Here is a 26,256-nt window from a genome sequence, read left to right as displayed (position 1 = left end):
GGGCGGGCATAGAAAAAGATAGTCTCCCTGCGCGATGACTCGCACAAGGGGAATTTTTTAGCTTCGCTGAGCGTCCAGCAGCGCCTGATTCGATACCCTATTCTGCGCTTGCTGATGGCTTTCCATCAGCAAGCCATATTCGGTAAAGACGCCGCCCCAGAGACTCGCCCATTCCATCGCGTCATCACGATTCCAGATATGCTGAATTTCCGCCACGATGGCTGCGGCATCCCTCGGTACTACGCCCGCCTGCACGACGCGCGCCAGGGTAATTTCCTGCGCCATTTTGGAGTAGGTTCCCGAAGCGTCAATGACCGAGAAAACTTTAAAGCCTTCCGCCACGGCGCTGATAGCCGGGAAAGCCATCCATACGCTGGTAAAGGTACAGCCTGAAGTAACCAACCGTCAGGTTGACGTGCTTAATGAAAACGTTGATACCGCGATTCGCGTGCGCCCGCTTCCGCTGGAAGACAGCAATCTGGTAATGCGCAAGATTGATTTTTTGATGAAGCGTTATGGGGAGTCTGAAGAGGAGTAGCTGCGGCGTTGACGAAAGTGAGGCGTCGCCTCGACAACGGGACGCCCTCACCCAACCCTCTCCTCAGGAAAGGGAACTATCAGAATGGCATTTTAAAGCCCGGTGGCAGTTGCATCCCGTTAGATACGCCGGCCATTTTCTCTTTCTGCGCTTCGCCGATGCGGCGAGCAGCATCGTTGAACGCCGCGGCAACCAGGTCTTCAACCATCTCTTTGTCGTCTTCCATCAGGCTCGGGTCAATTTCCACACGGCGGCAGTTGTGCGCACCGTTAATGGTGACTTTTACCAGGCCCGCGCCAGATTCGCCAGTCACTTCCAGCTGGGCGATTTCTTCCTGAACCTGGGCCATTTTTTCCTGCATCTGCTGGGCTTGCTTCATCAGATTACCCAGACCGCCTTTTCCAAACATAATCTTCTCTCTTTCGCTCGGGCCGCCTAACCATAGAATACGATTAGCGGCTATCGGGGTTTACAACGGGCCGGGTTGACCGGCCTGTAGATTGCTGACAAAAAAGGGAAAAGCGTGTTTTTCCGTCTTTGTCGTTAGCAGCTGAAAATCAATACATTGATTTTCCTGGTTGTTTTTTAATAACAGAATGGCGTGTCGCAACCGCATAAAGATTGCCATCAGTCTGAAGCTGAATACGTCGTTCTGTCAAACAGGGCGAATGCTGTCTTCATCCAAATCCGCATCAAAAAAACGACGCAGCGTCTGGATGTTATTGTCAGCGCTCATTGACTCCTTTGCCTGCGCCAGCTTCTCTTCATAGATAGCCTGACGCCACTCCAGCGGCGTACGTTGCGCCTGGTTATCATCTTCAATGATAGTCAGTTCAACGGCCTCACCGCTGAAGTTACTTATTGCTTCCATCAGCGCTTTTTGCGCTGAGGAAGCGTTCAGATGGCGCTGACTGGAACGCAAATGCAGACAGATGCGATTACCGTCCTGCTCTTTCCAGGCATTCAGCGCCAGCTGTTGTACCAGCTTTGGCAGCACCAGCTGATTAATTTCTGCCGTCCATGCATCACGCTCAATCGCTTCCTGCGCAAGTTTCTGTGCAAGCTCCGGGGTTTTCTCATGCTCCAGAGCGCGCTTAAGCGCCTTCGGCGTGGCGACAGGCTCACTCACCGCTTCGGTGATGATTTGCGACTTCCAGCGATAGGCTTCCGGCTTTTGCTCAGGTTTTTCCTGTGCGCCTGCGGCCGGACGAGACTGTATCCGCTCGGTAACCGATGCCAGACGCTCCAGCGCGGTGGTTTTTGCCGGCCGCGCTAAATCTGGCGCTGCCGGCTCACTCTTTTTTGCCTTGTTGGCTCCCTGCTGGCGCATTAGCTGTGTACGCGCCTGCAGCACCTGGCTTGTGGTGTCCGGCAACGGGGCTTCGCTTTGCCGCGGCGGCGGCGAGGCCTGTTGAACCGGTGGAGGCGATCCCGGATTCACGACCGGAATGCTTGCAGCCTGACGTGGCTGTTCCGGCTCCGGCATCGCTTTACGCGGATGGAACGCCAAAGCGCGCAGCAGCGTCATTTCAATGCCCATGCGGCGATCCGGCGCCCACGGCAGCTCCTTGCGGCCGATCAACAACGTTTGGTAATAAAGCTGTACCTCTGCGGGCGGCACGGTGCGGGCAAGTTCACGCATACGTTGTTCAATCGCCGCCATGTCGCTACCCAATGCAGACGGCGATAGCTGCACCATCGCCACGCGATGCAGCAGGCCAAGCATTTCCACCAGCAGCGCTTCCCACTCCACGCCACGTGCGGCAGCATCGTTGAGCAGCGCCATTACGCGTTGCCCGTCGGCGCCCACCATCGCTTCAAGAAGCGATAACGCCTGATCGTCATCCAGCGTGCCCAGCATGGTGCTCACCGCAGCGGTGGTCACCTGCCCGTCACCGCTGGCGATAGCCTGATCGGTGAGGCTTAACGCGTCGCGCAGGCTGCCATCTGCGGCGCGAGCCAGCAGTTGCAGAGCACGCGGCTCGCTGGTTATTTTTTCCTCGCCGAGGATATGCTCCAGCTGATGACGGATCTGTTCGACATCCAGCGCTTTCAGATGGAACTGCAGGCAACGGGAAAGTATGGTAACCGGCAGCTTTTGCGGATCGGTGGTTGCCAGCAGGAATTTGACGTGTGGAGGCGGCTCTTCCAGCGTTTTCAACAGCGCGTTAAAGCTGTGGCGGGAAAGCATGTGCACTTCATCAATGAGATAAACTTTAAAGCGGCCACGCGCTGGCGCGTACTGGACGTTATCCAGCAAATCGCGGGTATCTTCTACTTTGGTGCGCGAGGCGGCGTCGATTTCAATCAGATCGACAAAGCGTCCTTGTTCGATTTCGCGGCAGTTATCGCACACGCCGCAAGGGGTGGCGGTGATACCGGTTTCACAATTCAGTCCTTTCGCCAACAGCCGGGCGATGGAGGTTTTCCCCACGCCGCGTGTCCCGGAAAAGAGATAAGCGTGGTGGATTCGGCCCAGCGACAAACCGTTAGCCAGCGCGGTCAGCACGTGTTGCTGGCCGACAACATCAGCAAAGGTTTGCGGGCGCCATTTGCGGGCTAAGACCTGGTAGCTCATTCTCAGATTGGCTTCTTGATCGCGGGAAAGGTGAATTTGAAGGGTAATGCTAACATAAGCCTCACCCGATGGGCGAGGCTTGCGATTGCTGACAAGAAAGGAAAAAGCGTGGTTTTTTCTTTCTTGTGGTAATCAGCCGAAAATCAACGAGTTGATTTACCTGTTAATTTTTAGGCGGCCTATTTCAGGGCTTCGCAAGCCATGGGGTTGTCGTCAGTCTGGAGCCTCACCCGATGGGCGAGGCTTCTCATGGAAGACGGCTGGTGCTTAGTGGCCCGGGAACGGCACCAGGCAGTAGCTTTTCACGCCCATTTTCTCAAGGCGCTGTTCGCCCCCGATATCAAACAGGTTGATGATAAATGCAGCGTCGGTCACTTCCCCGCCCAGACGGCGGATGAGCTTAACGGTGGCTTCAATGGTGCCGCCAGTCGCCAGCAGATCGTCTACTACCAGCACTTTATCACCCGCCTGGATCGCATCAACGTGGATCTCCAGCCGATCGGTGCCGTATTCCAGCTCATAGCTTTCGGCGATGGTTTCGCGTGGCAGTTTGCGCGGTTTACGAACCGGCACGAAGCCTACGCCCAGCGCCAGGGCAACAGGCGCGCCAAACAGGAAACCACGTGCTTCGGTACCCACCACTTTGGTGATGCCGGCGTCTTTAAAGCGCGCTACCAGTAATTCGATGCTGGTCGCATAAGCTTTCGGATCTTCCAGCAAGCTGGTAACGTCACGAAACAGGATCCCAGGTTTTGGATAATCAGGGATGCTTTTGATGCTATTTTTCAGGTACTCAAGCTGCTGCGCAGTCGCGGTCATGGGGTTCTGCCTGCTAAAAACATGATACTCACAGAGCGCGTTGCAGGTTCATGTTGAACCGCTGTTTATCAATTAACCAGCCGCACCCGTGCTCGAAAACGGTCGAATTTACTGGCTGACGCCGACATTTGCAACCATCACCAGCGCCGTTCAGGGTTTTTGTTGCTTTTCGTCAACAACCGGCATGCGCCACATAAAGATAAGCAATGCGCACATCATCACCAACAAGAATAGCCGCACCCATAAAACGTTAACCAGATAAAGCGACACGGCAAAAGTTATCACGATAAAAATTAAGGCCTTCGGCTTGGTTCCCGGCGGCAGCGCGCGATGCTTTTGCCAGTGACGCAAATAGCCGCCGAACCAGGAGCGATAAAGCAGCCAGTGATGGAAGCGGGGGCTGGAACGCGCAAAACACCAGGCGGCGAGCAGCAGGAACGGCGTGGTAGGAAGCAGCGGAAGCACGACGCCGAACGTCGCAAGGGCTACCGCCAGCCAGCCGATGATGATTAAAATAGTCCGTTGCATACCCATTCCCGGAATAAACTGGCGCGAGGACCGCGCTGCTACTGGAGAGTCATTTTGTGAAAACCGCTTCGCTCTTACAAGCTCTTGCTGCACGCGTCGCGGAACTGGCAGCAGCGATTGAGCCGTTATCTTTACAGCGTGCGTCGCAGGCTCGCTTCGATAAAAAGCTTTTTACGACGCACAGTACCCAGCTAAAAGATTATCTCGCCGAGGCCCAGGCTAATCTCGCTCAGCTTGAGCTTAGCGTGAAAACCGGCAAAACGGAGCAGGTTGCCTTTGTAGCCGAAAAATTAGTCGCGCAAATTGCCGCGCTCACGCGCGAGCTGGCTACCTGGAAAATGCGCGCCAGCGAACCACAACAACCAGCGCCGGAAAATCTTTATCAAAAACTCTCTACCCATCAGGGCTACGAGCGCCGTCTGCTGTCGATGATAAGCGATCGTGAAAGCAAGCTGGGCATCCAAACGACGCTGAGCGCCCAACAGCAGCTCCAGCGAGAAATCGCCGCCCAGGAAGGCCGCCTGCAACGCTGCCGCCAGGCTATCGCTCGCATAGAACGAGCCATCGAACGCAGGGAGCGTGGGCTGGGTTAGCTATACTGACATTATCACTTACCATGCAGGGGAAACGATGGGGTTACTGACCTGGGTGATTATTGGCATACTCGCAGGGATCGCGATGAACCTTCTGCGTCCTGCTGCCGGTGGGGGCTTCGCCGTTGCGTTGGTCTTAGCCGTAACGGGCGCGTTAATTGGCGGCTATGCCTGTGCGGTATTGAATATAGGTACGTTAACGACGCTTGAACCCAAAGCCTTGTTAGCTGCGCTGGCCGGTTCACTGCTGTTTCTTTTTGTGTTTTGCAAACTACGGATATCTTAAATGTCGCTGGATAACGCCCCGGACGAGGTCAAACTGGCCGTCGATTTAATTATGCTGCTTGAACAGCACGAGATCCCACCGTCAACGGTGCTAAGCGCGCTGGAAATTGTCCGCCAGGATTTTCTGCGTAAGCAGCAGGAAGCTCCTTCTTCCCGCTAGCGCATTGCGGCTTATTTATATGGAAACGCCGTCCGGGCTGCGCAGAGTCGGACAGAACTGGAACATCTCTAATAATATCGCGACATGGTCTTTCGCCTGCGCGTATAAATCAAAGCTCTCTGGCGCGACGAGCCAGTTTTCAATCAGGCCGGTAACGTAGCTGCGTAGCGCAATAACCGCGTGGGAGAGGCGTAAATTACCGGGCAGGGAACCGGCGTCAATACAGCGCTGGAGGCTCAGTTCAATGCGTTCATTGCCTTCTATATAAAGAGTGCGTCTGGCCTGTTGTAAAACAGCCATTTCACCAACAAATTCACATTTGTGAAAAATGATCTCCGTCATTAATCGACGCCTTTCTTCGGTGACGGTTGCCTGCAGTATGTAAATAAGCAACTCTCTGACAACGGAGAGTGGATCGTCAGGAAATTTTGCCTGATACTCAATCTCTAAATCGCCAATACTGGATTCAGTTAGCTCCCAGATTTCATTAAACAAATCCGACTTATTTTTAAAGTGCCAATATATTGCACCACGGGTGACCCCGGCCGCTCTGGCGATATCTGCCAAAGTTGTTGCGGAAACGCCCTGCTGTGAAAACAAGCGAATGGCCACATCAAGTATGTGCTGCCGGGTTTCGAGGGCTTGTTGTTTGGTTTTTCGTGCCATATGTCGGTGAATTTACTGGAGTCAGATTTACATACATTTATGAATGTATGTACCATAGCACGACGATAATATAAACGCAGCAATGGGTTTGTGGACATTTGATCCATTGAACAACTTTGAAATCGGACACTCGAGGTTTACATATGAACAAAAACAGAGGGTTTACGCCTCTGGCGGCCGTTCTGATGCTTTCAGGCAGCTTAGCGCTTACAGGATGTAACGATAAAGAGGCCCAACAGAGTGCGCCGCAAGCCCCTGAAGTGGGCGTGGTGACACTGAAAAGCGCGCCTTTACAGATCACAACAGAACTTCCTGGCCGTACTAGTGCTTATCGTATTGCAGAAGTTCGCCCGCAGGTAAGCGGTATTATCCTGAAGCGTAACTTTGAAGAAGGAAGTGAAATCAAGGCGGGTGTCTCGCTTTACCAAATCGATCCTGCAACTTACCAGGCAGCTTACGACAGCGCGAAAGGCGATCTTGCCAAAGCGCAGGCCAGCGCCAGCATCGCTCAGGTTACCCTGAAACGTTATCAGAAACTGTTGGGCACCAAATACATCAGTCAGCAGGATTACGATACTGCGCTTGCCGATTCACAGCAGGCAAATGCTGCCGTTGTAGCGGCGAAGGCCGCCGTTGAAACGGCTCGTATTAATCTGGCCTACACTAAAGTCACCTCTCCTATCAGCGGACGCATTGGCAAATCTTCCGTCACTGAAGGGGCGCTGGTTACCAGCGGGCAAACTAACGCACTGTCCACCGTTCAGCAACTTGACCCTATCTATGTTGATGTCACCCAGTCCAGCAATGATTTCCTGCGCCTCAAGCAAGAACTGGCCCAGGGCAAGCTGAAACAGGAAGACGGTAAAGCCAAAGTTCAGCTAGTCACCAACGACGATATCACCTATTCACAGGAAGGTTCCCTGGAGTTCTCCGATGTAACCGTCGATCAGACCACCGGGTCTATCACCCTGCGAGCCATCTTCCCTAACCCGGATAAAACCCTGCTGCCTGGCATGTTCGTGCGGGCGAAACTGGAAGAAGGCGTGAATCCAGATGCGCTTCTGGTTCCTCAGCAAGGCGTTACCCGTACGCCACGTGGCGATGCTTCTGCAATGGTTGTGGGTAAAGACGACAAGGTTGAAGTACGTCAGTTGAAAACGTCCCAGGCGATCGGTGATAAATGGCTGGTAACCGACGGGTTGCAGGCTGGCGATCGCGTTATCGTAACCGGTTTACAGAAAGTAAAACCCGGTGTTCAGGTGAAAGCGCAGGAAATTGCGGCAGACAACAAGGGTCAACAGCAGCAGGCCGCAGGCGCACAGTCCGAACAAACGAAGCCTTAACTTAAACAGGAGCCGTTAAGACATGGCTAAGTTTTTTATCGATCGCCCGATTTTTGCCTGGGTTATCGCCATCATTATTATGTTGGCGGGCGGGCTTGCGATCATGAAATTGCCCATCGCGCAATATCCAACTATTGCGCCTCCGGCAATCACGATCTCAGCAACCTATCCGGGTGCGGATGCGAAAACGGTACAGGATACCGTGACACAGGTTATCGAACAGAACATGAACGGTATCGATGGCCTGTTGTATATGTCCTCGACCAGTGATTCCTCCGGCACCGTTCAGATAACCATTACCTTTGACTCAGGTACCGACGCGGACATTGCGCAGGTTCAGGTGCAGAATAAACTGCAGCTTGCCATGCCGCTTCTGCCGCAGGAAGTACAGCAGCAAGGCGTAAGCGTTGAAAAATCCTCAAGCAGCTTCCTGATGGTGCTCGGTATGATCAATACCGACGGTTCCATGACGCAGGAAGATATTGCGGACTACGTTGGCGCAACCATTAAAGATCCTGTCAGCCGTACCACCGGCGTAGGCGACGTTCAGCTATTCGGCGCGCAGTACGCAATGCGTATCTGGATGGATCCAAACAAACTTAACAACTTCCAGCTAACGCCGGTAGATGTTATCGCCGCCATTAAAGCGCAGAACGCCCAGGTTGCGGCCGGTCAGCTAGGCGGTACGCCGCCGGTTAAAGGCCAGCAGCTTAACGCCTCTATCATTGCGCAGACCCGATTAAAATCCGCCGATGAGTTCAGCAAAATTCTGCTGAAGGTGAATCAGGATGGCTCACGCGTTCTGCTCAAAGACGTGGCGAAAGTTGAGCTGGGCGGCGAAAACTACGACGTCATCGCCCGCTTTAACGGCCAGCCTGCGTCTGGGTTAGGTATTAAGCTGGCTACCGGCGCTAACGCCCTCGATACCGCTGCGGCAGTTCGCGCTACGGTCGAGAAGCTCCAGCCGTACTTCCCGGCCGGGCTGAAAGCGGTTTACCCGTACGACACCACGCCGTTCGTTAAAATTTCTATTAACGAAGTGGTGAAAACGCTTGTAGAAGCAATCGTGCTGGTGTTCCTGGTTATGTACCTGTTCCTGCAAAACTTCCGTGCAACGCTAATCCCAACGATTGCGGTGCCGGTGGTCTTGTTGGGCACCTTCGCCATTCTTGCCGCCTTTGGCTACTCGATAAACACCCTGACGATGTTCGGGATGGTGCTGGCGATAGGCCTGTTGGTGGATGACGCCATCGTGGTGGTGGAAAACGTCGAGCGCGTGATGGCGGAGGAAGGGTTGCCGCCAAAAGAAGCCACGCGCAAATCGATGGGGCAGATTCAGGGTGCGCTGGTCGGTATTGCGATGGTGCTGTCCGCGGTATTTATCCCGATGGCCTTTTTCGGCGGCTCAACCGGTGCGATTTATCGTCAGTTCTCCATTACCATCGTATCGGCAATGGTGCTGTCCGTGCTGGTCGCCATGATTCTGACGCCAGCGCTGTGCGCTACCATGCTTAAACCGATTGCCAAAGGTGACCACGGCGAGAAGAAAGGCTTCTTCGGCTGGTTTAACGGCATGTTCGACAAGAGCACGCACCACTACACCGACAGCGTAGGCAATATTCTGCGCAGCACCGGTCGTTATCTGCTGCTCTATCTGCTGATTGTTGTCGGCATGGCCTTCCTGTTCGTCCGTCTGCCAGGTTCGTTCCTGCCGGATGAAGACCAGGGGGTATTCCTGACCATGGCGCAGCTGCCGGCGGGTGCGACGCAGGAGCGTACGCAGAAGGTGCTTGATGAAGTCAGCAAGTACTACCTGGAAAACGAAAAAGCGAACGTAAACTCCGTATTTACCGTTAACGGCTTCGGTTTCTCAGGCCGCGGACAGAACTCCGGTCTGGCGTTCGTGTCGCTGAAAGACTGGGACGATCGTCCAGGGGAAGAGAATAAAGTCCCTGCCATTGCCGGTCGTGCGAGCGCCCACTTCGCACAGATTAAAGATGCGATGGTGTTCGCCTTTAACCTGCCAGCGATTGTTGAACTGGGTACCGCAACCGGCTTTGACTTCCAGCTGATCGATCAGGCAAACCTCGGTCATGAAAAGCTGACCCAGGCGCGTAACCAGCTATTTGGTGAAATCGCGAAGCACCCCGACCTTTTAGTTGGCGTGCGTCCGAACGGCATGGAAGATACGCCGCAGTTTAAAGTTGATATCGACCAGGAAAAAGCGCAGGCGCTGGGAATATCCATCTCGGATATCAACACCACGCTGGGCGCCGCCTGGGGCGGCAGCTACGTTAACGACTTCATCGACCGTGGACGCGTGAAAAAGGTCTACGTGATGGCCGATGCGCCGTTCCGTATGCTTCCTCAGGATATCAACGGCTGGTATGTCCGTGGTTCAGGTGGTCAGATGGTGCCGTTCTCGTCCTTCTCTACCGCGCACTGGGAATATGGTTCTCCACGTCTGGAACGTTATAACGGCCTTCCTTCGATGGAAATTCTCGGACAGGCAGCGCCTGGTAAGAGTACCGGTGAAGCAATGGCCATGATGGAAGAGCTGGCTGGCAAACTGCCTACCGGGATCGGCTATGACTGGACGGGTATGTCCTATCAGGAACGCCTTTCCGGTAACCAGGCTCCTGCTCTGTATGCCATCTCGTTAATCGTGGTGTTCCTGTGTCTGGCTGCCTTGTATGAGAGCTGGTCGATCCCGTTCTCCGTCATGCTGGTTGTTCCACTCGGGGTGTTCGGTGCGCTTCTGGCTGCGACCTTCCGTGGAATGACCAACGACGTGTACTTCCAGGTGGGCCTGCTGACAACCATCGGGCTGTCGGCGAAGAACGCGATACTTATCGTTGAATTCGCCAAAGATCTGATGGAGAAAGAAGGAAAAGGCCTGATTGAAGCTACTCTTGAAGCTGTACGCATGCGTCTGCGTCCGATTCTGATGACGTCCCTGGCATTTATCCTTGGGGTTATGCCGTTGGTTATCAGTTCCGGTGCGGGCAGCGGCGCGCAAAACGCCGTAGGTACAGGGGTAATGGGCGGGATGGTTACCGCAACCGTTCTGGCTATCTTCTTTGTGCCGGTGTTCTTTGTGGTGGTACGCCGCCGCTTCAGCCGTAAGGCTGAGGACATCGAACATCAGCACCAGGTTGAGCACCGCCACTAACCTGCTAAATATGTTATTAAAAGGCCGCGCAAGCGGCCTTTTTTAATGCTTAATAACCCCAGCATTCATAAGCTGATATAAAAGCATTGTCAGGGCATGTTCTTACAATCGTTTTCAAAACGTTGGAATAGATTATTCCTGCCAGCAAAATATTAAGCAGGCTTGAGCTTAAATTTTCTTTTACACAGCATAAAATTAACCTACCTCCTTATTAATTAGGACTATTCTTAAGTTATGATATTTCCTGATTTAACATGTGATACTCTACGTAGCGATAAACTTATGCTATTAATTCTATAGGCCGCTTAGATAAAGGCTCTCCCCGTCCGGGAAATCTAATTTCATACGAAAGTATTAACAGACCGCAGGCTAAGCCCGGAAAATACGGCGAAATTGTAATTTTTAGTAATAGCGCGAGGAAATCTTAATCAGATTGATTTATAGTGAAAGCATACGTAGCAATCACTGTAACGATTCCCACCTCTTCCAGGTGTGTCCACCCCAGCGCATTACGTTTTATCAAATTTTCTTCGCTAAAAGGGGTTGCATTATGGACGAATACTCACCAAAACGGCATGATATAGCGCAGCTTAAATTCTTGTGCGAAAACCTGTATCATGATTGCCTGACCAACCTGGAAGAGAGTAACCATGGGTGGGTCAACGATCCTACGTCAGCCATTAACTTACAGCTAAACGATCTGATTGAGCACATTGCTGCTTTTGCGCTTAATTACAAGATAAAGTACGACGACGAAAGCAAATTGATTGAGCAAATAGACGAATACCTGGACATCACCTTCATGCTTTTTAGCAACTACGGCATCAATGCGCAGGATTTGCAAAAATGGCGCAAGGTGGGAAACCGATTGTTCCGGTGTTTTGTCAGCGAGAGCCGGGCGAACCCGGTCAGTCTCTCTTTTTAAAAAAAATTACAAACACTTAAGGTGAATTTATGACAACTAAGCCCTTAACCAAGACCGATTATTTGATGCGACTACGACGTTGCCAAACAATTGATACGTTAGAGCGCGTAATTGAAAAAAATAAATATGAATTATCTGACAATGAACTGGCGGTATTTTATTCAGCAGCCGATCACCGCCTTGCAGAGCTTACCATGAATAAACTTTACGATAAGATTCCTCCCTCTGTATGGAAATTTATTCGTTAATAACCCAAAACTTTATTGCTTATTTTTAATACGCCGTCCCGGATCCCTCTGATTGCCATGTTCAGGCGAAACGCCCCACATCGCTGGCTGTTTCATATGCCATCGACATGGCCAACGTTTATTCCGTGACTGCCATCTGAGCGCCCCATTTACCGGTCTGTTTCTGATAACCTAAAACGCGATCGTACACACAAAGCGGGACCGTTCCCAATCATCATGATGATTTTTCGTTTACGGTTAAGGCTTCCAGACTAAATAAAAAAGGGTGTCATAACTATGAACGACAATCAGAGTGAAGAAAAACGTAAAATGATTGCGGGCGAACTCTATCGCCCTGCTGATGAACAACTGCATGCCGATCGCGTAAAAGCTCGTCATCTGATTCATCGCTATAACCATACCGGACCGGACGAAAAGGCCGTGCGTAAAGAGTTACTGGCCCAGCTGCTCGGCGACAGCAATGATGCCTGGATTGAACCTTCTTTCCGCTGCGATTATGGTTACAACATTTTCCTTGGGCAAAATTTTTACGCAAATTTTGATTGCGTGATCCTGGATGTCTGCCCGGTAAACATCGGCGACAACTGCATGCTCGCGCCGGGCGTGCATATCTACACAGCAACCCATCCGCTGGATGCCCGCACGCGCAACAGCGGCGTCGAATTCGGCAAGCCGGTGACCATCGGTCATAATGTCTGGATAGGCGGGCGGGCGGTAATTAATCCGGGCGTCACCATTGGTGACAACGTTGTGATAGGATCGGGTTCCGTCGTCACTAAAAATATTCCCGCCAACTGCGTAGTCGTCGGAAATCCAGCGCGAATCATCAAAACGCTTTTAGTGGATGCAGGCGATTAACTGTTATGGTTAATTTTGCTTAATCTGTTACTTTTTTGCCAGCTACCGGCTTCTTAAAATAGCGTCGTCATTTTTGTGGCATCCGTGACCGACCAGAACCCAGAAGGCTTTCCATGACCGAGATCCAGCGCCTGCTTAACGATACGATTGAACAACTGAACATTAACGAGAAGCGTGATAATCGTCCACGGTTTAGTATCAGCTTTATTCGTAAACATCCGGGGCTATTTATTGGTATGTGGGTAGGCTGGCTTGCCACGCTCATCGTGATGTTGCAGTCTGACACGCTGGCGGGCTCGGTATGGCTGCTGGTTGTGCTTTTCGTCCTGCTTAACGGCTTCTTCTTTTTTGACATTAACCCGCGCTACCGCTACAGCGATATTGACGTGCTGGATTTACGGGTTTGCTATAACGGCGAGTGGTACAACACGCGCCACGTGCCGCCAAAGCTTATCGACGATATCCTGCAATCCCCGCGGGTGGATGACGAACAAAAATCACTGCTGCATAAGATGATAGCCCGCAAAGGGGAACTGTCGTTTTATGACGTTTTTACCCTGTCTGGCCAGGCTGCAAAATCGTAGGGCCGATAAACGCAGATGCCATCCGGCGTTAAAACGGGCGGATGGCGCTTCATTTATCCGCCCTGCGGCTTAACGTTTTTTCTTCCTGCCCTGCACCGCTTTAAAACGCGGGTTGCTTTTGCAAATCACATAGACCCTTCCCTTGCGCTTCACTATCTGACAGTCCGGATGACGCTGCTTCGCGCTGCGTAGTGAACTCAGTACTTTCATCTCCTATGCCTCCTTGCCAAAAAAGCGCCCAAAGCGCTGCTGGAAGCGCGCCGGGCTGCCCTCTTTCTCGAAGGTTCTTTGCTTACCGGTGTAATGCGGATGGGAAGCGGAGGAGACTTCAATGGTGATATACGGATAAGTCTGGCCGTCGAGTTCAATTTCACGGTCGGTCTTAATGGTAGAACCTACTTTAAAATATTCATTGGCACTGGTGTCGTGGAAAACCACGGTGCGGTAGTAAGGATGGATATCGCGTTTCATCGCCTTCTCTTTGTATGTTATAACATAACAATAAGGTAAAAGATGAGCGTCAAAAACGCAAGCAGGTTTTGGGGAAGAAAAGTGAGCGCATCGAAATGCTCCCGTCGGAACGTTAGCAAACCGGGGGATTAGAGTTTAAAACTGGCGTCAACGCGCTCAAAGTGCTGCGTTTGTTCAGACAGGCTCTTACGCTCTTTTTTCTGCTCGCCCGCGGTGTTCTGCGCGGAAGGTGAGCCCGGCGCGGAAGACAATTGTTCGTAGCAGCTGTTTACCTGCGGGCCGATAATAATTTGAAAACGATCGCTTCGAACCTGCACCCCCGATATTCCCGGCCCCGCCGACCAGACGAATAATATTATTGATGTCCTCAACCGCCCCATTAGCGACTCCGGATTGCGTGTTTATCGTTATGTGCAGCATGGCCAGAAAGCGTAGAGAAAGGCTGGCGACAAAACAAACCAATAAAAATTTATCCGCATCACAATCAACCGAAAAAACATAGTAAAACCAATAAATTATTTTAATTTACTTGGTTTTTATCCGTAGCAAGTCCTGCGTGACAAATTCTTTTTTCTTCATACTGCTTGCGGAGCCTTCTCGCCGGTTTTTTCACGGCGGTGAACGCTTTATTCACCCGAAACAGAACGATAGCGGGTGAAATTTTGCCCGTAACAATGCGAAAAATTAACTACTTACGCAATAATTGCTGGAGCCGCTGCTGCTGTCGACGTTCCAGCCAGCCGTGCAAAACGAACAGCTTCACGCCACGTACCGCCAGCAACGCGCCCCAGATCGCCGTCGGCCAGATAAACCAAAATTTGCCGGGCGAGGTAAACAGGTTTATCGCCGCCAGCCCGGCGCAGATCACAGCCCAGGTTAACAGGGCGCGATAAAAACCATACTCCCTGTTCAGACGCTTTTTCGCCTGTTCAATTTTCTGGTTTAACGCCTCATCCTGAGTGGGCTGTACAGTCATCTCCACATTCAAATCGGCGACGTTTAAATCGAATGCCGCAGCTATGGCGCTCAGGGTTTCAAGGCTCGCCTGCCCGCCGTTTTCAATTCGCTGTATGGTGCGCACGCTTAAAGAGGAAAGCGCTGCCAGTTGCTCCTGGGACCAGGCTCTTGATAAACGCAGCGCTTTAATAGTTGAGTGTTTCATAGCGGGTTTTCTCCACGTTTGTAAACCAGCCTTCACTGTGCACCAGCCGCAGCTACCGCGCCACGACAGCACCACGACAGCACCACGACACCGACCCGACAGCTTTATGACAGCGCCTGTCAGGCTGTGCGAATTCGATTTTTCATCTACGCTCAAAATAATCCCGGCCATAAGCAGGAGCAAACCATGAGCCAAAAATACGCTTTCCCCGTTGAGCAAATTCGTCGCTACCTGGAGCCGGGGCCGGTTGTTTTGCTTTCCGCTCTCCATCGCGGAAAACGCAATATCATGACGCTTGGCTGGCATACCATTATGGAATTCTCGCCCTCGCTTGTGGGCTGCATGATTTCAGCGGGCAATCACAGCTTCAGTATGATTCGTGAGAGCGGAGAATGCGTGATTAATCTGCCGACGGTCGAACTGGCGGATCGGGTAGCAAAGATCGGCAACTGTTCAGGAAAAGAAAGGGATAAATTTGCGGATTTTTCGCTGACAGAGGCTGCGTCGCAAAAGGTGGACGCGCCCGCAATTGATGAGTGTTACGCGCACTTTGAATGCCGTTTATATGATGACGTGCTGATAGAAAAATATAATTTTTTCATTTTTGAAGTGGTGCATGCCCGCGTGCAACGCGAACCGCAATGGCCTGAAACGCTGCACTATAGCGGGGCCGGGCTGTTTCGCACCGACGGTGTAGTTATCGATCGCCACAAGCTTTTCACGAAAGTGTCTTAGGTAATTACTTTACGCCCAGTCGTTTAGCCAGCCGGTGCAGGTTTGCAACATCAAGCTGTAGCTGGCGCGCGGTCGCCGCCCAGTTTCCGCCGTTAGCATCAAGCGCCTGAATGATAATCTGACGCTGAAAATCATCCGTTGCCGTACGTAAATTATCCACGAGCGGATGCGTTTTTGCCGCCGTGGGCAGGCTCTTTAGCTCTGCATCCGCCAGCTGAAAATGCTGCGGCTGGAGCAGTAGCTCTCCTTCCGGATGCCCGGCTCGCGCCAGAACAATCGCGCGGTAAATGGCGTGCTCCAGCTCGCGGATGTTACCCGGCCAGTCGTAACGGCGGAGTAAATCGCGTGCGCCGTCGCTGAGCACCACCTGTTTCAGGCCCATTTTTACGCGGCTTTGCTCGCAGAAAAAACCGGCTAAAAGCGTGATGTCATCGCCACGCTCGCGCAGAGGAGGTACGTGTACCGGGAAGACGCTTAAACGGTGAAACAGGTCGGAGCGAAATTGTCCTGCCAGCACCTGCTGCTTCAGATCCCGGTTAGTCGCCGCCAGCACCCGCACGTTGACGCGCTGGCTGTTGTCATCTCCCACTCGCTGAATATCGCCGTACTGCAAAACGCGCAGCAGCTTGGCCTGCAGCGTCAGCGGCAGCTCGCCGATTTCATCGAGAAACAGCGTGCCGTTATCCGCCATCTCAAATTTCCCGATTCGATGGTGTATCGCTCCGGTAAACGCGCCCTTAACGTGACCAAATAATTCGCTTTCCGCCACGCTTTCCGGCAGGGCCGCACAGTTGAGATAAACAAGTGGATTAGCCGCTCGCGCCGATCCGCTATGGATAGCCCGCGCCACTAGCTCTTTACCCACGCCCGTTTCGCCGGTGATCAACACGTTCAGATCCGATCCTGCGACAATCTCGATCTCTTTTTTTAGCTGCTCAATACCCGCAGAAAGTCCCACCATTTCCGTACCGCCGGTTTTCCCCGTGGCGGGTGCCGCGTTCGCCGCAGGCGTCTGGTTTTCAAGCTGTTCCATCAGCAGGGCGTTATTCAGCGCCCCGGCCGCCAGTACGCTGATAAGCCGCAGCTCTTCATCGCTGAAATGGTCAAATTGTGCGGGATCCATGCCGTCTACGGTCAGGGCGCCAATCAGGTTCTGGTCGGCGAACAGCGGTAAACCAAGGCAGGCATGCACCTTTAAGTCACTGTGATGAGGGATCAGCCCGTCGTAGGGATCGGGAAGCTCGCTTTCGGCTGGAAAACGCACCACGTCACCCGCGCGCGCAATAGCCTCCAGGCGCGGATGTGCGTCCAGCGCAAACCGTCTTCCGAGGACATCTTCTGCCAGCCCGTCAATCGCCAACGGGCGGAACTGACGCGCCTCATAGCGCAGCAAAGCCGTGGCGTCGCTGCCTAAAAGCTGGCGCAGCGTGCGGATTAAGCGGGCAAAGCGGTCCTGATGGGTAATGCCGTTTTGCAGATCGATGGCGATGTTGGCAAGCGAGGTGATGGACAGGCTCATAAGCGGCTCCCTGGAAGATGCAATAAGCCTACCCGATGATAGTCAAAATGACAACCAAACTGTCATTTTAACATTACCGGGCAATGTCATTTTGACATAACCGCAGAAAACAAAACCACAAAATAGAAATAAATTCAATGATATAAAAAATTGGCACGGCCTTTGTAATAGGAGTGGTACATACATCATTTATTTAATTGCTTATTGAGGTTCTACAAATGGCTATTCTGGTTAAAAACAACATTAAATGGGTCGGACAACGTGACTGGGAAGTCCGCGATTTTCATGGGACCGAATACAAAACGCTGCGTGGCAGCAGCTATAACAGCTACCTCATTTGTGAAGAGAAAAACGTTCTTATCGATACCGTCGATCATAAATTCAGCCGCGAGTTCGTGCAAAACCTGCGCGGCGAAATCGACCTGGCCGATATCGATTACATCATCATTAACCATGCGGAAGAGGACCACGCGGGCGCGCTGACCGAACTAATGATGCAGATCCCGGACACGCCTATCTACTGCACCGCGAACGCCATTGACTCTATTACCGGTCACCATCATCATCCGGAATGGAATTTTAACGTGGTGAAAACCGGCGACACGCTGGATATCGGCAACGGCAAACAGCTTATCTTCGTTGAAACCCCAATGCTGCACTGGCCGGACAGCATGATGACCTATATGACCGGCGACGCGGTGCTGTTTAGCAACGACGCCTTCGGCCAGCACTACTGCGACGAACACCTGTTCAACGATGAAGTGGATCAGACCGAGCTGTTCGAGCAGTGCCAGCGCTACTACGCCAACATCCTGACGCCGTTCAGCCGCCTGGTGACGCCAAAAATTACCGAGATCCTCGGCTTCAACCTGCCGGTGGATATGATTGCGACCTCTCACGGCGTGGTATGGCGCGATAATCCGACGCAGATTGTCGAAATGTACCTGAAATGGGCAGCGGATTATCAGGAAGATCGCATCACTATTTTCTACGACACCATGTCCAATAACACCCGTATGATGGCCGACGCCATCGCCCAGGGCATTACCGAAACCGATCCCCGCGTGGCGGTGAAAATCTTTAACGTAGCGCGCAGCGATAAAAACGAAATTCTGACCAACGTCTTCCGTTCCAAAGGCGTGCTGGTGGGCACCTCTACCATGAACAACGTCATGATGCCGAAAATTGCCGGCCTGGTGGAAGAGATAACCGGCCTGCGTTTCCGCAATAAACGCGCCAGCGCCTTTGGCTCCCACGGCTGGAGCGGCGGCGCGGTAGACCGTCTCTCAACCCGCCTACAGGATGCAGGTCTGGAAATGTCCCTGAGCCTGAAAGCGAAATGGCGTCCGGACGTTGATGCGCTGGAAATCTGCCGTCAACACGGCCGCGAAATTGCCCGCCAGTGGGCGTTAACGCCGCTGCCAGCGGCCACCCGTGCCGCCGCGCCGCAGCAGGAAACCGCCGCTGTTGAAGCCAAAACCTGTGCCGACCTTGGCCCACGCATGCAGTGCAGCGTCTGCCAGTGGATCTACGATCCGGAAACCGGCGAACCGATGCAGGATGTAGCGCCGGGTACAGCCTGGAGCGACGTACCTGACACCTTCCTGTGTCCTGAATGTTCACTGGGTAAAGACGTGTTTGACGTGCTGGCTACGGAGGCAGTATGAACGCAGGCATCGTAATTATCGGCTCGGGCTTTGCCGCCCGCCAGCTGGTAAAAAATATCCGCAAGCATGACGGTGAAGTACCTGTTCGCCTGATTGCCGCAGACAGTATGGATGAATATAACAAGCCCGATCTCAGCCACGTTATTAGCCTGGATCAGCGTGCAGATGACATGACCCGGCAGCGCGCCGGGGAGTTCGCCGAGCAGTATAATTTGACGCTGCACGCCAATACCAGAGTGACGGATATCGATCCCGGCAAGCGTGTTGTGCAATGCGGCGACCAGCAATGGCCCTATGACAAACTGGTGCTGGCAACTGGCTCAAGCGCGGTGCTTCCGCCTATTCCCGGCCATGAACTGATGCTGACGCTCAACAGCCAGCAGGAATACCTCGCCTGCGAAACGGCGCTGCACGATGCGCATCGGGTAATGATTTTAGGCGGCGGGCTGATTGGCAGCGAACTGGCGATGGATTTTTGTCGCGCCGGTAAACGGGTCATCGTAGTGGATAACTCAGCCAGCCTGCTTGCTTCGCTGATGCCTGCGGAAGTGAGCAGTCGCCTGCAACATCGTCTGAATCAGATGGGCGTCGAGCTGCTGTTCAATCAGCGTCTGGCGTCACTGACCAAAACCCCGCAGGGGATTAATGCCGCGCTGAGCAACGATCGTATCGTTGCTGTTGATGCCGTCGTTGCCGCTATCGGGCTGCGTCCAAACGTTGAGCTGGCGAAACGGGCGGGGCTTGTGGTGAACCATGGCATTGTGGTTAATCGCCAGTTACAAACTTCCGATGCGAATATTTACGCCCTGGGAGACTGCGCGGAAATCGAGGGTAAAGTACTGCCATTCTTACAACCGATTCAGTTCAGCGCCATGACGCTCGCTAAAAATCTGCTGGGCGCTACCGACGGCCTGACGCTGCCTGCGATGCTGGTGAAGGTGAAAACGCCGGAGCTGCCGCTGCACCTGGCAGGCGAAACCCAGCGGGCCGATTTGCACTGGCAAATTACCGCCGAGCCGCAGGGATTGATTGCAAAAGGCTACGATGACGCGCAGCAGCTTAAAGCGTTTATCGTCAGCGAAGCGCATATGAAACTGGCGTTTGGGCTGCTGCGGGAGTTGCAGCTATAAACCGGCATTTTCACCCTCTCCCTGAAAGGGCGAGGGTGAAAGACGGCTCGGACTGTTTTCCCCCGCCCCTTAGGGGAGAAGGTCAGGATGAGGGAAAAATCGCGGGCTCTACTCATCCAGTATCGGCACAAATCCGCCATAGATCATCCGCTTGCCATCAAAGGGCATAGCGTCGCCAAACTCCTTCATCCGTGGGTCGGACATCATCTTCCTGTTGGCTTCGTCGCGTGCTTCTTTAGAAGCGTATTCAATCCAGCTAAAGACAACCTCTTCGTCCTCTTCGGCTTTAACGGCCATACGGAAATCGGTGAGCTTGCCCTCGGGCACGTCTTCAGCCCAGCATTCTACAATGCGCAGGGCGCCAAACTCCTTGAATAGCGGCGTCGTTTTGGCAGCCAACTCTTTGTACGCCTCCTTATTAGCGGCGGGCACCGCTACCACAAAACCATCGACATAGTGCATTGTTGCCTCCACAGGGTGAGGATAACGGGCGGGTAGGTTCTACTCGTGATGATTACGCCAGATAAGTGTAGTGATGAAGAATGGATGTTGCCCGGTCAGAATTTGAGCAGCATTTCATATTGCGTAACGGGATCCTGGCGATAGCCACAGCTCAGGTACAGCGGCGCGACTTGCTCCGGGATAGAACCTGCGGTAGAAAGCCCCGGGAAACGTTCATGCAGCAGCGTCAGCAGCTTTTTCGCGTACCCTTTTCCACGCGTTGCCGTATCGACATAAAGCATACGCAGCTTGGGTTGTTGAGCGTTCGGCACCACCATTGCATACGCAACGTCGTCAAGCACATAAGCCTTGCCGGGCAATTTATAGAGCGTTTCGGGCGCGCTTAACCAGGGTAATCTCAGACGGCTGTCGGTCATCATCTTTTTCGCCATCAGCAGCGGGTCGATCTCCAGCAGCTCACCGGTCGGACGAAACAGCGTTGAACCCGTGGCGTGAAAACCGACCAGCGTTTGCTGGCAGACAAAACCCATGCGTTTATAAAGCGCCAGGGCGCTGTCGTTGCCGACTATTACTTCCAGCCACATTTGCCGATCGCCGCGCGCCTGCGCCTCGTCAATTAATTGCTGAATAAACCGTTTGCCATATCCCTGCCCGCGCAGCTCCGGGCGAATCGCAAATGCCGCAAGACGGCTGGTCTGCCCGCGACGAACGATCGCCGCCAGCGCTTTCGGTTCTCCATCCTGCAACCAGACCTTGCTGTCATTGAGACTGATGTCCTCAGCGCTGAAGCGGGTCGCGAAGGTATCGCCGTCAATGTTAAACGGCACCAGATATCCTTCAAAACAGTGGGTAAGAATGTGCGCTAACTGGTGGCTGTTCCAGTTTGATGCCGCATGACTGATAACCGGGGTATGCATTTTAACCTCATCGACGGGATTTTTTCTTTCAGAAAGAAAAGGGTAGCGCGGCAAAAGCGCGCCATAATTATTTTGTTCAATACCATATCTGGCCCGGCGTGGCACGCTGGCTGCCCGATAAATAAGGGTACTGCTTAAAGGCGCGCTGGAAATGCGCCCGATCGGCGAAACCAGCGGGCAACGCATCGCCTCGTTTGAGGCGTTCACGGGCGGCATGCAAGCGGCGTTTTCTCGTTAAGATACGTGCTGGCGCCCGCCACTACCGCGCCAATAGAAAAGGTTTCGTGAGTATGCGGCGCATAGCAAACGCCGCGCCCGTCCAGCACGTTTCTGACCTCAAGCCACGGCAGCGCGGCATCACGCCAGAATTATTGTTTTATCGGGTAACGGACCACGGTGTCTCCTTAGCGGGCTGTGGTTCAGATTTAACACGGCTTCACATCTATGGCTCTACCGTTGTCCCGGTCTGCGGCTTTTCGCGGCGAACGGTTACACGAAACCACGGCAGGCATAGCTGGATCAGCGGGCCAATGGCGAGTGCATAAAGTACCGTTCCCACGCCCAGCGTGCCGCCCATCATCCAGCCTGCAAACAGTACCGTCAGTTCGATTGCGGTACGCACGCTGCGTACTGACCAGCCGGTGCGGGCGTTGATGCCGGTCATTAAGCCGTCTCGCGGGCCAGCGCCAAAGCCTGCCCCAATGTACATGCCCGTGGCTACGGCATTCACCACTACGGCAGAAACAAGCAGGATGCTGCGCGCAATCAGCGATTCCAGCGGCGGCATCAGCGCCAGCGCCACATCTGCCGCCAGCCCAATCACGATAACATTGCTGACAGTGCCGAGGCCCGGACGCTGCCGCAGAGGGATCCACAGCAGCAGCACCAGCGCGCCAACCAGAATTATCACCATGCCGATATTAAGAGAAAAGATTTTTGCCACGCCGAGATGAAAAACGTTCCACGGATCCGCTCCCAGATCGGCGCGAACAAACATCGCCGTCGATACCCCGTACAGCACCAGCCCGATGTATAGCTGTATTAATCGACGCGTCATCATTTTCCACCTCACCCGTTCGTTGTGACTATACTTTCCGACAAAATGGACTGATTATTAAGGTCCAGTTATCACAAAGTGGACTGTTATGACAAGGCGCAGAACGGGGGCCTCCTCACTTATCAAACTTTTGGGACACTGGCAGCAGACGCTTTCCCGCACGCCGGTTTATCGTCAGCTTGCGGATGGGTTACGTTTGTTGATCCTTGATGGCAGGTTGCCGCTGGAAAGCCGCCTGCCCGGCGAACGCGAGCTGGCGGCCGCGCTTGGCGTAAGCAGAACGACCGTTGCCGCGGCGCTGGGGCAACTGCGGGAAGAGGGCTATTTACTCAGCCGCCACGGCTCAGGCTCTACGACTATCCTCCCGGAAGGCGGCTTCTCCACTTCGCCAGTGCCCGGTGTTGCCCCGGTACTGGATCTGTCAACTGCTGCGCTATCCGCAGGCCCGGAGATCCATCAGGCTTATACCAGCGCGTTAATGGCGTTACCCGAGCATCTCAGTTCCACGGGTTACGATCAGCGAGGAATACCGGAGCTTCGCGAAGCGATCGCCCGGCGTTATGCAGCCCGTGGCTTACCGACCACGGCGGAGCAGATCATGGTGGTGAACGGCGCGGTAAGCGGGTTTAGTCTGGTTCTGCGGCTGCTGACCGGCCCCGGTGACAGAGTGGTCATCGACCATCCAACCTATCCGATGGCGTTAGCCGCGATTAAAGGCGCCTCCTGCCGTCCGGTTTCGGTCAGTCTGCCGGAACAGGGCTGGGATACGGATGGCCTGGCTGCAACCATCGCCCAGACCTCACCTCGTCTGGCTTACCTGCTTCCGGACTTTCATAACCCCACCGGGCGCTGCATGGATGCCGCTACCCGTGCAATCGTGGCGGAAATAGCCGCCCGGAACCGCACGGCAATCGTAGTGGATGAAACCATGGCGGATTTATGGTTTGACGCGCCTCCCCCGCCACCGCTCGCCGCTTTTGATAAGGCGGATAACGTAATCACGCTTGGCTCGGCCGGAAAAAGCTTCTGGGGCGGTTTGCGCCTGGGGTGGATTCGGGCTTCTTCGCGCACCATCGCCTCACTGATTCAGGTGCGAAATTCGCTTGATTTAGGCTCCCCTCTTCTTGAGCAACTGGCGACGATTAGCCTGTTCAACACGGCCGATAATTTCCTGCCGCAGCGCAGGAAAATGCTGCGGGAACAAAGGGATGCCTGCTCCGCAACCCTAAGAGAATTATTCCCCGACTGGCAAATCACCACCGTGCCGGAGGGCGGTTTATCCTTGTGGATTGAATTACCAAAACCGCTGGCAACCCTCTTCGCCGCCAGCGCCGAATCCATCGGCATTCGCATCGGCGCAGGCCCGCGCTTTGGCACAGAAGGCGCGTTCGAGCGTTACCTGCGCTTACCTTTTACTCTGGAGCCCACGCAAATGCGCATCGCGCTCGAACGTCTCCAGCCTGTCTGGCAACAGGTGACGCAAAACCGGGGGTATGTCGAACGCGGGCTAACGGTTTAGCGGCAGCGCGGTAAATGTATTACGTCAGGCCCACCGCGCGTATCAATGAAGCGCTGATATCCCAGCATAAAAACCTTCAGCAGCGAGGATTCGCAATAAACCCGCTCGCTTATTATCTTCTCACTTCCTCAAGTAATTACATTTTTCATGCGGGCTTTAACAACATCAGGAAACGTTACCAATTTATCTCACCACCGCTCCCTTGCTAAGAATAGAATCAGCGTATTGAACTAACCTCACAGGTCCGTTTCTTGCCTGTCGGCTGTGCCGGTATAGCCAGGGCAGCGGAGAGTGTAACGAGATGTTCCGAAAGATGCAGAAGACAGGCTTGCGGCCAGCCGGAATTGGGTGAAGGCCTGGCGTCACTGATAACCTTTATTTTTCAAAGCAATATAAGCAGCCGGGACGCACTATTTATAAGGCTGCCCCACGCACGCTAATGAGAAAGCCTTTACCCTGCCAACTAATACATAAACACATTGTTCAATACTTAAAAAATTGTATTATTTTTATTTTTTTGTATTATGCCTCTCATTTCCAACAGGGCGAGGGAGATTGTTTGAGCGAGTTTTGCGAGATTACATTAAAAAAATCAACTATTGAAAGCCTGAAGCTGTGCGTTAATGACTTTGGGATGACGGTTGATGATGTGGTTCTAAATCTGATCGATGAAAATAAGTCGCTTAAATTGTTACTCGGACAAGATCTTGTATTGTCAGACGGTAATGATTCGCATCGCTTCAAAGATTATGTGATCCATAAGCTGCCCAAGGGGAAGATCCTGGTCACCAGAGACGGGATTAAAGCCAGCAATATGAAGAAGATACTCATCGAGGCTGGCAACGCTATAGGTATGCCTGAAAGCGAGCTTGATACAGGTTTTACTACTTATGAAATAGGGCGCTTTCTCTTCAGGTACCTACAGGACGGATAGCTTTATCCTGAATGTATAGCAGCCGGAGGTTCTTAGCTCGCGCTTAGTGCAATGATTTTTTATCTTAATCTTTAACTTCCTGGCGTACTTTTTCCCTTCAATTTCAACCAGATCCCATCCGATTTTACATTTATGATCGAATGCCGATCGTTAACCCGGCTATTATTGTATGAAATTTGATACAGGCTTAACCCGTTCTACCGTTTTACTCTGCATTATTTCCATTATTTTTCCCTTTGCTGCCAACTGGCATTTTCCTCTGCTTAATGGGGTTGTTGTTACGTATATTGAAAATGGACAGGCATTATGGCTGCTGTTTGTTGCGTTGTTTACCGCGTGGTATATCAAGCCGTTATCACGGCCTGAGGGAGAAAAGCAGTTTTGGTTATGGGCAGTATTGTGGTGGCTGGTGTTACTGGGCAGGAGTACCAATTGGGGACGAGTTTACTTCCCTGAATATCCCCATGTTTTATTTAAGGTCATTTCCGTATTATTGATAGGCTGTTTAGTTTTATCCCTTCTGTCCAAACCGTTACGTAAAGAGATTTATCGCCGGTTACGCGAAGAGCCCGTTCCGTTATGGTTAATGGCCGTTACTACCTGTACTTTTTTGATTTCTGATACGGTTGAGCATCATCGCCTGCTCGCTTCTTTATTCGTGCATGATCCGCGGTATAGAGACTTAATGGAAGAGCTGTATGAAAGCCCGTTTATGGTCGGATTATTCCTTGTCACCCTGGAGTTTATGAAGCGTGATAAGCAACCGGAGCTCAAGCCAGAGCTAACCAGCGCTGTGCAATAACATTGTATTAATGGCGGGCCGCCTGAAAAACGCTTTTTCCTGGCGAGACCCGCTGCGCGGCCAGACTTATAGCAATATACGGCAGCAGCAGAGTGGGAATGAAGGCCAGCGTGAAGGCGCTCAGCCGCCAGCTCATTCTATATGAAAGCCCATTCCCAGCGTGAGCCAGGAAACGCCCTGGCTGCCAGATAGCAGGAAAACAGCCGTGGCAAGGGTAATCAGCCCGGCTAGCGTGCCTCTCTCCCTGTACCGGTAATGCAGGGCGTGCAAGGTTCAGCGTGGGGTTCGGAAAATAAAACGCGCTAAGGCTGTTTTTAGTCAGCAGGCAGTTTGGGATATGAGATGGCAAGCCAGAATTGGGTGGGGGCCCTGCCAGCTACATCCCGGCACACACGTCACCTGCTGCGGCTGCTTCCTTCCGGATCTGACCGAGTTCACAAGTTAGTGTTGCGGGAGAACCAACAGAGCCCCCATTGAGAGCGCCAGTTACCTGACGCGCTGGCGCATTATCCATGTTGCTCCGGGCAATTGCAAGCCGCTGGCGGTCAGGTGTTGGTTTCTTGCGCAGCCGGAGTTTTTCCTGG

At 53.1% G+C, this 26,256-nt stretch carries 30 protein-coding genes, 1 other RNA gene, 1 pseudogene and 1 other annotated feature; of the genes and pseudogenes, 16 read left to right on the top strand and 16 right to left on the bottom strand.

Translation table 11 applies throughout. The annotated features are described in order from the left end of the window. Positions 1-57 precede the first annotated feature (57 nt). Positions 58-402, bottom strand: a pseudogene (locus tag E2L00_RS13150) (cysteine hydrolase family protein); the annotation flags it as partial. Here E2L00_RS13150 and E2L00_RS21980 point away from each other — a divergent pair. Next, positions 311-538, top strand: coding sequence for a type 2 periplasmic-binding domain-containing protein (locus tag E2L00_RS21980; protein ID WP_201279417.1), 228 nt, complete (start codon positions 311-313; stop codon positions 536-538). The pseudogene E2L00_RS13150 and the gene E2L00_RS21980 overlap by 92 nt on opposite strands. A 79-nt stretch (positions 539-617) precedes the next feature. Here E2L00_RS21980 and E2L00_RS13140 read toward each other — a convergent pair whose 3' ends face one another. The 4 genes from E2L00_RS13140 to E2L00_RS13125 form a co-directional block, all read right to left on the bottom strand. Beyond that, on the bottom strand, positions 618-947 hold the full coding sequence (locus E2L00_RS13140; RefSeq protein ID WP_167612259.1) for a YbaB/EbfC family nucleoid-associated protein: 330 nt from the start codon (positions 945-947) through the stop codon (positions 618-620). A gap of 246 nt (positions 948-1,193) precedes the next feature. Next, positions 1,194-3,116, bottom strand: coding sequence for a DNA polymerase III subunit gamma/tau (gene dnaX / locus E2L00_RS13135; RefSeq protein ID WP_167612256.1), 1,923 nt, complete (start codon positions 3,114-3,116; stop codon positions 1,194-1,196). Beyond that, positions 1,797-1,861, bottom strand: a sequence feature (DnaX frameshifting element). Its footprint overlaps the gene before it by 65 nt. 267 nt (positions 3,117-3,383) lie before the next feature. After that, a complete protein-coding gene (apt, locus tag E2L00_RS13130) occupies positions 3,384-3,935 on the bottom strand; it encodes an adenine phosphoribosyltransferase (RefSeq protein WP_167612253.1) in 552 nt (183 codons plus the stop codon). Between the two features lie 150 nt (positions 3,936-4,085). Further along, a complete protein-coding gene (locus tag E2L00_RS13125) occupies positions 4,086-4,463 on the bottom strand; it encodes a DUF454 family protein (protein WP_167612250.1) in 378 nt (125 codons plus the stop codon). Positions 4,464-4,519: 56 nt separating this feature from the next. Between E2L00_RS13125 and priC the strand changes: the two genes are divergently transcribed. Genes priC through rsmS form a run of 3 tightly spaced genes read left to right on the top strand, consistent with a single transcriptional unit; the run spans position 4,520 to position 5,501 of the window. Continuing rightward, positions 4,520-5,056, top strand: coding sequence for a primosomal replication protein PriC (priC, locus tag E2L00_RS13120; protein WP_167612247.1), 537 nt, complete (start codon positions 4,520-4,522; stop codon positions 5,054-5,056). 37 nt (positions 5,057-5,093) lie between these two features. Continuing rightward, positions 5,094-5,342 (top strand): GlsB/YeaQ/YmgE family stress response membrane protein, encoded by a 249-nt coding sequence (locus tag E2L00_RS13115; protein WP_167612244.1) that lies wholly within the window; start codon positions 5,094-5,096, stop codon positions 5,340-5,342. Next, positions 5,343-5,501, top strand: coding sequence for a pleiotropic regulatory protein RsmS (gene rsmS, locus E2L00_RS13110; RefSeq protein WP_167612241.1), 159 nt, complete (start codon positions 5,343-5,345; stop codon positions 5,499-5,501). Positions 5,502-5,516: 15 nt separating this feature from the next. Here the strand turns inward: rsmS and acrR are convergent, their stop codons facing one another. Continuing rightward, on the bottom strand, positions 5,517-6,167 hold the full coding sequence (acrR, locus tag E2L00_RS13105; RefSeq protein WP_167612238.1) for a multidrug efflux transporter transcriptional repressor AcrR: 651 nt from the start codon (positions 6,165-6,167) through the stop codon (positions 5,517-5,519). A gap of 143 nt (positions 6,168-6,310) precedes the next feature. On the opposite strand from acrR, the gene acrA reads away from it, so the two are divergent. The 6 genes from acrA (at position 6,311) to E2L00_RS13075 (ending at position 13,297) form a co-directional block, all read left to right on the top strand. Then, complete coding sequence (acrA, locus tag E2L00_RS13100) at positions 6,311-7,510, top strand: multidrug efflux RND transporter periplasmic adaptor subunit AcrA (protein ID WP_167612235.1); 1,200 nt, start codon at positions 6,311-6,313, stop codon at positions 7,508-7,510. 22 nt (positions 7,511-7,532) lie between these two features. Then, complete coding sequence (acrB, locus tag E2L00_RS13095; RefSeq protein WP_167612232.1) at positions 7,533-10,682, top strand: multidrug efflux RND transporter permease subunit AcrB; 3,150 nt, start codon at positions 7,533-7,535, stop codon at positions 10,680-10,682. A 550-nt stretch (positions 10,683-11,232) separates the two neighbouring features. After that, positions 11,233-11,607, top strand: coding sequence for an Hha toxicity modulator TomB (gene tomB / locus E2L00_RS13090; protein ID WP_167612229.1), 375 nt, complete (start codon positions 11,233-11,235; stop codon positions 11,605-11,607). A gap of 29 nt (positions 11,608-11,636) precedes the next feature. Continuing rightward, positions 11,637-11,855, top strand: a complete 219-nt coding sequence (locus E2L00_RS13085) for an HHA domain-containing protein (protein WP_121265420.1) — start codon at positions 11,637-11,639, stop codon at positions 11,853-11,855. Positions 11,856-12,131: 276 nt separating this feature from the next. Then, the gene (gene maa, locus E2L00_RS13080) at positions 12,132-12,713 is read left to right on the top strand and encodes a maltose O-acetyltransferase (protein WP_167612226.1); all 582 of its coding nucleotides are present in this window, start codon (positions 12,132-12,134) and stop codon (positions 12,711-12,713) included. A gap of 113 nt (positions 12,714-12,826) precedes the next feature. Continuing rightward, positions 12,827-13,297 carry a YlaC family protein gene (locus E2L00_RS13075; protein ID WP_167612223.1) on the top strand — a complete coding sequence of 157 codons (471 nt, stop codon included), beginning with the start codon at positions 12,827-12,829 and terminating at the stop codon, positions 13,295-13,297. Between the two features lie 69 nt (positions 13,298-13,366). On the opposite strand, the gene ykgO is transcribed toward E2L00_RS13075, so the two are convergent. The 4 genes from ykgO to E2L00_RS13055 all read right to left on the bottom strand — a co-directional run bounded on the left by ykgO (position 13,367) and on the right by E2L00_RS13055 (position 14,930). Next, entirely contained in the window at positions 13,367-13,507 is a 141-nt protein-coding gene (gene ykgO / locus E2L00_RS13070; protein WP_121265414.1) for a type B 50S ribosomal protein L36, read from the bottom strand. A gap of 3 nt (positions 13,508-13,510) precedes the next feature. After that, positions 13,511-13,768: a type B 50S ribosomal protein L31 gene (locus E2L00_RS13065; RefSeq protein WP_167612220.1), complete on the bottom strand. Its 258-nt coding sequence runs from the start codon at positions 13,766-13,768 to the stop codon at positions 13,511-13,513. Positions 13,769-13,896: 128 nt separating this feature from the next. Next, complete coding sequence (locus E2L00_RS13060) at positions 13,897-14,085, bottom strand: hypothetical protein (RefSeq protein WP_167611695.1); 189 nt, start codon at positions 14,083-14,085, stop codon at positions 13,897-13,899. Positions 14,086-14,456: 371 nt separating this feature from the next. Next, complete coding sequence (locus E2L00_RS13055; RefSeq protein ID WP_167612217.1) at positions 14,457-14,930, bottom strand: 2TM domain-containing protein; 474 nt, start codon at positions 14,928-14,930, stop codon at positions 14,457-14,459. A gap of 186 nt (positions 14,931-15,116) precedes the next feature. Between E2L00_RS13055 and E2L00_RS13050 the strand changes: the two genes are divergently transcribed. After that, positions 15,117-15,665 (top strand): flavin reductase family protein, encoded by a 549-nt coding sequence (locus tag E2L00_RS13050; RefSeq protein ID WP_167612214.1) that lies wholly within the window; start codon positions 15,117-15,119, stop codon positions 15,663-15,665. Positions 15,666-15,669: 4 nt separating this feature from the next. On the opposite strand, the gene norR is transcribed toward E2L00_RS13050, so the two are convergent. Continuing rightward, positions 15,670-17,184, bottom strand: a complete 1,515-nt coding sequence (norR, locus tag E2L00_RS13045; protein ID WP_167612211.1) for a nitric oxide reductase transcriptional regulator NorR — start codon at positions 17,182-17,184, stop codon at positions 15,670-15,672. A 218-nt stretch (positions 17,185-17,402) separates the two neighbouring features. Here norR and norV point away from each other — a divergent pair, with 218 nt between their 5' ends. Both norV and norW read left to right on the top strand, forming a co-directional pair. Further along, on the top strand, positions 17,403-18,851 hold the full coding sequence (norV, locus tag E2L00_RS13040; protein ID WP_167612208.1) for an anaerobic nitric oxide reductase flavorubredoxin: 1,449 nt from the start codon (positions 17,403-17,405) through the stop codon (positions 18,849-18,851). Next, complete coding sequence (gene norW, locus E2L00_RS13035; protein WP_167612206.1) at positions 18,848-19,981, top strand: NADH:flavorubredoxin reductase NorW; 1,134 nt, start codon at positions 18,848-18,850, stop codon at positions 19,979-19,981. The genes norV and norW overlap by 4 nt, the downstream gene beginning before the upstream one ends. A gap of 108 nt (positions 19,982-20,089) precedes the next feature. On the opposite strand, the gene E2L00_RS13030 is transcribed toward norW, so the two are convergent. From E2L00_RS13030 to yczE, 4 genes are all read right to left on the bottom strand, one after another. Next, positions 20,090-20,443 (bottom strand): DUF1428 domain-containing protein, encoded by a 354-nt coding sequence (locus tag E2L00_RS13030; protein WP_167612203.1) that lies wholly within the window; start codon positions 20,441-20,443, stop codon positions 20,090-20,092. A 95-nt stretch (positions 20,444-20,538) separates the two neighbouring features. Beyond that, a complete protein-coding gene (locus E2L00_RS13025) occupies positions 20,539-21,576 on the bottom strand; it encodes a GNAT family N-acetyltransferase (protein ID WP_236127739.1) in 1,038 nt (345 codons plus the stop codon). Further along, entirely contained in the window at positions 21,564-21,686 is a 123-nt protein-coding gene (locus tag E2L00_RS21805) for a hypothetical protein (protein WP_268903906.1), read from the bottom strand. The genes E2L00_RS13025 and E2L00_RS21805 overlap by 13 nt, the downstream gene beginning before the upstream one ends. 116 nt (positions 21,687-21,802) lie before the next feature. Continuing rightward, a complete protein-coding gene (gene yczE / locus E2L00_RS13015; protein WP_167612383.1) occupies positions 21,803-22,417 on the bottom strand; it encodes a membrane protein YczE in 615 nt (204 codons plus the stop codon). Between the two features lie 88 nt (positions 22,418-22,505). Here yczE and yczR point away from each other — a divergent pair, with 88 nt between their 5' ends. From yczR to E2L00_RS13000, 3 genes are all read left to right on the top strand, one after another. Continuing rightward, positions 22,506-23,936, top strand: coding sequence for a MocR-like transcription factor YczR (yczR, locus tag E2L00_RS13010; RefSeq protein ID WP_167612200.1), 1,431 nt, complete (start codon positions 22,506-22,508; stop codon positions 23,934-23,936). Between the two features lie 559 nt (positions 23,937-24,495). Further along, positions 24,496-24,870 carry a hypothetical protein gene (locus tag E2L00_RS13005; protein WP_167612197.1) on the top strand — a complete coding sequence of 125 codons (375 nt, stop codon included), beginning with the start codon at positions 24,496-24,498 and terminating at the stop codon, positions 24,868-24,870. Between the two features lie 169 nt (positions 24,871-25,039). After that, positions 25,040-25,672, top strand: coding sequence for a hypothetical protein (locus E2L00_RS13000; protein ID WP_167612194.1), 633 nt, complete (start codon positions 25,040-25,042; stop codon positions 25,670-25,672). 367 nt (positions 25,673-26,039) lie between these two features. Here the strand turns inward: E2L00_RS13000 and ffs are convergent. Further along, an RNA gene (gene ffs / locus E2L00_RS12995) (signal recognition particle sRNA small type) lies at positions 26,040-26,136 on the bottom strand. Positions 26,137-26,256: the final 120 nt, after the last annotated feature.

This window comes from Cedecea colo (genome assembly GCF_011808225.1).
In the GTDB taxonomy this organism is placed as follows: Bacteria; Pseudomonadota; Gammaproteobacteria; order Enterobacterales; family Enterobacteriaceae; genus Dryocola; species Dryocola colo.
The sequence above is the reverse complement of the archived record's forward strand: the minus strand, read 5'-3'. Positions and strand labels throughout refer to the sequence as shown.

Excerpts from the sequence above, each read along its gene's own strand:
- E2L00_RS13055 (WP_167612217.1), bottom strand. The coding sequence starts at position 14,930 with ATGAAACACTCAACTATTAAAGCGCTGCGTTTATCAAGAGCCTGGTCC.
- yczR (WP_167612200.1), top strand. The coding sequence starts at position 22,506 with ATGACAAGGCGCAGAACGGGGGCCTCCTCACTTATCAAACTTTTGGGA.
- acrA (WP_167612235.1), top strand. The coding sequence starts at position 6,311 with ATGAACAAAAACAGAGGGTTTACGCCTCTGGCGGCCGTTCTGATGCTT.
- E2L00_RS13125 (WP_167612250.1), bottom strand. The coding sequence starts at position 4,463 with ATGCAACGGACTATTTTAATCATCATCGGCTGGCTGGCGGTAGCCCTT.
- E2L00_RS13085 (WP_121265420.1), top strand. The coding sequence starts at position 11,637 with ATGACAACTAAGCCCTTAACCAAGACCGATTATTTGATGCGACTACGA.
- rsmS (WP_167612241.1), top strand. The coding sequence starts at position 5,343 with ATGTCGCTGGATAACGCCCCGGACGAGGTCAAACTGGCCGTCGATTTA.
- E2L00_RS13140 (WP_167612259.1), bottom strand. The coding sequence starts at position 947 with ATGTTTGGAAAAGGCGGTCTGGGTAATCTGATGAAGCAAGCCCAGCAG.
- dnaX (WP_167612256.1), bottom strand. The coding sequence starts at position 3,116 with ATGAGCTACCAGGTCTTAGCCCGCAAATGGCGCCCGCAAACCTTTGCT.
- acrR (WP_167612238.1), bottom strand. The coding sequence starts at position 6,167 with ATGGCACGAAAAACCAAACAACAAGCCCTCGAAACCCGGCAGCACATA.
- E2L00_RS13025 (WP_236127739.1), bottom strand. The coding sequence starts at position 21,576 with ATGCCGCCCGTGAACGCCTCAAACGAGGCGATGCGTTGCCCGCTGGTT.
- E2L00_RS13050 (WP_167612214.1), top strand. The coding sequence starts at position 15,117 with ATGAGCCAAAAATACGCTTTCCCCGTTGAGCAAATTCGTCGCTACCTG.
- norW (WP_167612206.1), top strand. The coding sequence starts at position 18,848 with ATGAACGCAGGCATCGTAATTATCGGCTCGGGCTTTGCCGCCCGCCAG.
- E2L00_RS13115 (WP_167612244.1), top strand. The coding sequence starts at position 5,094 with ATGGGGTTACTGACCTGGGTGATTATTGGCATACTCGCAGGGATCGCG.
- E2L00_RS13065 (WP_167612220.1), bottom strand. The coding sequence starts at position 13,768 with ATGAAACGCGATATCCATCCTTACTACCGCACCGTGGTTTTCCACGAC.
- E2L00_RS13030 (WP_167612203.1), bottom strand. The coding sequence starts at position 20,443 with ATGCACTATGTCGATGGTTTTGTGGTAGCGGTGCCCGCCGCTAATAAG.
- maa (WP_167612226.1), top strand. The coding sequence starts at position 12,132 with ATGAACGACAATCAGAGTGAAGAAAAACGTAAAATGATTGCGGGCGAA.
- E2L00_RS13075 (WP_167612223.1), top strand. The coding sequence starts at position 12,827 with ATGACCGAGATCCAGCGCCTGCTTAACGATACGATTGAACAACTGAAC.
- ykgO (WP_121265414.1), bottom strand. The coding sequence starts at position 13,507 with ATGAAAGTACTGAGTTCACTACGCAGCGCGAAGCAGCGTCATCCGGAC.
- apt (WP_167612253.1), bottom strand. The coding sequence starts at position 3,935 with ATGACCGCGACTGCGCAGCAGCTTGAGTACCTGAAAAATAGCATCAAA.
- acrB (WP_167612232.1), top strand. The coding sequence starts at position 7,533 with ATGGCTAAGTTTTTTATCGATCGCCCGATTTTTGCCTGGGTTATCGCC.
- E2L00_RS21980 (WP_201279417.1), top strand. The coding sequence starts at position 311 with ATGACCGAGAAAACTTTAAAGCCTTCCGCCACGGCGCTGATAGCCGGG.
- yczE (WP_167612383.1), bottom strand. The coding sequence starts at position 22,417 with ATGACGCGTCGATTAATACAGCTATACATCGGGCTGGTGCTGTACGGG.
- E2L00_RS13000 (WP_167612194.1), top strand. The coding sequence starts at position 25,040 with ATGAAATTTGATACAGGCTTAACCCGTTCTACCGTTTTACTCTGCATT.
- tomB (WP_167612229.1), top strand. The coding sequence starts at position 11,233 with ATGGACGAATACTCACCAAAACGGCATGATATAGCGCAGCTTAAATTC.
- norV (WP_167612208.1), top strand. The coding sequence starts at position 17,403 with ATGGCTATTCTGGTTAAAAACAACATTAAATGGGTCGGACAACGTGAC.
- norR (WP_167612211.1), bottom strand. The coding sequence starts at position 17,184 with ATGAGCCTGTCCATCACCTCGCTTGCCAACATCGCCATCGATCTGCAA.